Raw genomic sequence first — 3,024 nt, forward strand, 5'->3', positions numbered from 1 at the left:
CTCGGGAGTCCTGGGACCTACGCGAGGACGAGGAAACCGAACACCGCGCTCGCGATCGACAGGATCGCCAGCACCAGCGACGGGGTCGTGTTCTCCTTGCGGCGGACGTGCGTCACGACCGCGCCGATCATCAGGACCGCCAGCGCGGTCGCCGCGATCGGGGCGAGGATCGGCGCGATGCCGGTGGCGAGCGGGAGGATCAGCCCGAATGCGCCGACGACCTCCGCGGCGCCGATGGCCTTGATCCGCGGGGTGCTGTAGTCGTCGGCCCAACTCATGCCGGCTGCAGCGAGGGCGGGCTTCGAGCGCGCCAGCTTCATCGTGCCGGCGGCGAGGAAGGCGAGCGCGAGGAGCGCGTTGAGGATCCAGAGGGCGATGAGCATGAGTTCTCCAAGTGGTGTTCGTGGAGTCTGCTGCCCACGGTGCGAACCTTCATCATGCGGCATCGCGCGGTGGCCCAGTGACGGCATGTCCAACGTGCGGAGCACAATGAGCACATGGATAACGCGACCCTCCGCCGCGAGCGGCTGCGGTCGCATCGGCTGAGCGCGCCTGCCCCGACGATCACCGAGGCGGCCGCGCACATGCTCGCGACCCAGGCTCAGGAGTTCTGGGGCGGCCGGCTCGCGCTCGCCGCCCGCAGCAAGGGAGCTCCCACCCTGAGCGACGTCGATGCAGCCTTCGACCGGGGCGAGATCGTGCGGTCGTGGACGATGCGCGGCACGATCCACATCATCCCGGCGCGCGACCTTGCGTGGGTGCTGTCGGTGACAGGCCAGCGTCAGCTCGACAAGGCCGCACGTGTGCACCGCGGTGAGGGGATCGATGTCGCCGAGGTCGTCCGCGCCGAGCGGGCCGTGCGCACGGCACTCAGCGGCGGCAACGGCCTCGTCCGGAAGGACGTCTTCGCGGTGCTCGAGGCCAGTGGCATCTCGACCGCCGGCCAGCGCGGCTACCACCTGCTCTATGCTCTCTCGACCCGGCTCGTGCTCTGCCAGGGCCCAGTGGTGGCTCGCACGGGCGGGCCGAGCCGCGAGCAGCTCTGGGTGCTGTTCGACGAGTGGATCACGGATGCCGCGTCCCCGGCCGAGCCGCTCGCCGAGTTCTTCGTCCGCTACGTCGCCTCGCACGGCCCTGCTGGGGCGCGCGACTTCGCGTGGTGGTCGGGGCTGCCGCTCGGGATGTCGCGGACTGCGGCGGAAGCGGCATCCGATCGCCTGAAGATCGTGGATGACCAGCCCGAACCGCAGTACGTCGTCGCAGGACCGGCACCTCGGCGCAGCGCCGCCGCGGCGGATGTCGTGGCGCTGCCGCCCTTCGAGGAGTACTACCTCTCGTACGTCGATCGCTCGGTGCCGTGCGCCCCGGAGTTCCTCCACGCGATCGGGCCGGCCATGAACGGGATCGTCCGTCCGATCCTCGTCGCGCGCGGCGAGATCGTCGGCGTGTGGACGCACTCGGTCGCGATGGGCCGCCACACCGACGACCCGATCCCTGAGCTCTTCAGCCCGGAGGCGGCGACGGATGCCGAGATCGGCGCCGCCCTCGACCGCTACCGCGCCTTCATCACGGGCTGACCCGCAGAATCCGGTCCTCAGCCCTGAGCGTGCCGATCGAGGAAGTCGTACACCTCGTTGTCGTCGACGCCGGGGAAGGCACCGCGGGGGAGCGGCGAGAACATCTGCATGTGCACGCGCGCGCTCGGCCAGGCCTTGCCCTGCCAGCGACTCGCGACATCGCCCTGCGGGCGTCGGCAGCACGCTTCGTCGGGGCAGGTCGAGGCCGCCCGCTTCGAGGTCTCGCGCCCGCGGAACCACCGCGCGTCGTCGAACGGCACGCCCACTGTGATCGAGAACTCGCCGGCCGACGTGGTGCCGGTCTGGGTCGAGCACCAGAACGTGCCGGTGGGAGTGTCGGTGTACTGGTAGTGCTCGGTGGTGCGGTTCTGCTCTTCGAAGGCGGACCGCGCGAGGAAACGGCGGCAGACGATCTGGCCTTCCACCGCTCCGGTGACGTCCATCGGCAGCGGCAGATCGTCGTTCTCGTAGACACGCGAGATCGCCCCAGAGCCATCCACGCGCAGGAAGTGCAGCGGGATGCCGAGATGCCGGGTGAGGAGGTTGGTCATCCGCATGCCGGCTGCTTCATGGGTCACCCCGAACGCATCGCGGAAGTCCTCGACGGCGAGGTTGCGGTCCTTCTTCGCCTGCTGCAGGAACGCGACGGATGCCGTTTCCGGCATGAGGCCGCAGGCGGCGAAGTAGTTGATCTCGAGCCGCTGCTGCAGGAAATCGGCGTAGTCCGTCGGCGGGCGGTGCCCTAGCAGTCGATGGGCCATGGCCTGCAGGGCCATCGAGCGCAGCCCGTGACCACCGGGAATCGAGGCCGGCGGCAGGTAGATGCGGCCGTGCTCGAGGTCGGTGACCGAACGGGCCGAGTGCGGCAGATCGCTGACGTAGATCAGCTCGAAGCCCAGCTGGGCGGCCATGATGCTGACGGTCCGGTGCGTGAGAGCGCCGGAGACGTGTCCGGCGAGCTTGAGCTGCTTCTCGGCGAGCTTCTCAATCTCGGGCAGGTAGTTGTCGTGGTCGCGCATCCGCACCCGCAGGTCGGTGTTGGCGCGACGGGCCTCTTCGGGGGTTGCGATCGCCTCCCGCTCGCGGCGCTGCAGCTCGCGGTGCAACCCGAGCACCGTCTCGATCGTCTCGTCCGACATGCCCTTGGTCACCTTGACCGGTGCGATGCCCAGCTGCCGGAAGACCGAGCTGTTCTGCGCCCGCTCAAGTTCGATCTCCAGGGCCGCGCGTCGGTTGGGCGGTTCGGTCGACAGCAGGTCGGCGACATCCGCTCCGGTGGCGTCGGCGATGGCCTGGAGGAGCGAGAGCTTGGGCTCGCGCTTGCCGTTCTCGATGAGGCTCAGCTGGCTGCCGGCGACACCCACCCGCTCGCCCAGTTCGTCCAGGGTGAAGCCTCGCGAGACCCGCTGATGACGGATGCGGTGGCCCAGTGTGGACAGTTCGAGAG

The 3,024-nt window shown here is 69.5% G+C and carries 3 protein-coding genes; 1 reads left to right on the top strand and 2 read right to left on the bottom strand.

Annotated elements, in window-relative coordinates; translation table 11 throughout:
• Positions 1 to 17: 17 nt before the first annotated feature.
• The gene (locus tag AC1DVT_RS19180; protein WP_477390873.1) at positions 18 to 383 is read right to left on the bottom strand and encodes a DoxX family protein; all 366 of its coding nucleotides are present in this window, start codon (positions 381 to 383) and stop codon (positions 18 to 20) included.
• Between the two features lie 114 nt (positions 384 to 497).
• On the opposite strand from AC1DVT_RS19180, the gene AC1DVT_RS19185 reads away from it, so the two are divergent.
• On the top strand, positions 498 to 1,577 hold the full coding sequence (locus tag AC1DVT_RS19185) for a winged helix DNA-binding domain-containing protein (protein ID WP_477390875.1): 1,080 nt from the start codon (positions 498 to 500) through the stop codon (positions 1,575 to 1,577).
• 17 nt (positions 1,578 to 1,594) lie between these two features.
• On the opposite strand, the gene AC1DVT_RS19190 is transcribed toward AC1DVT_RS19185, so the two are convergent.
• A partial coding sequence (locus tag AC1DVT_RS19190; protein WP_477390876.1) for a helix-turn-helix domain-containing protein occupies positions 1,595 to 3,024 on the bottom strand: 1,430 nt, incomplete at its 5' end.

It is taken from the genome of Microbacterium sp. P2_F9 (genome assembly GCF_056403635.1).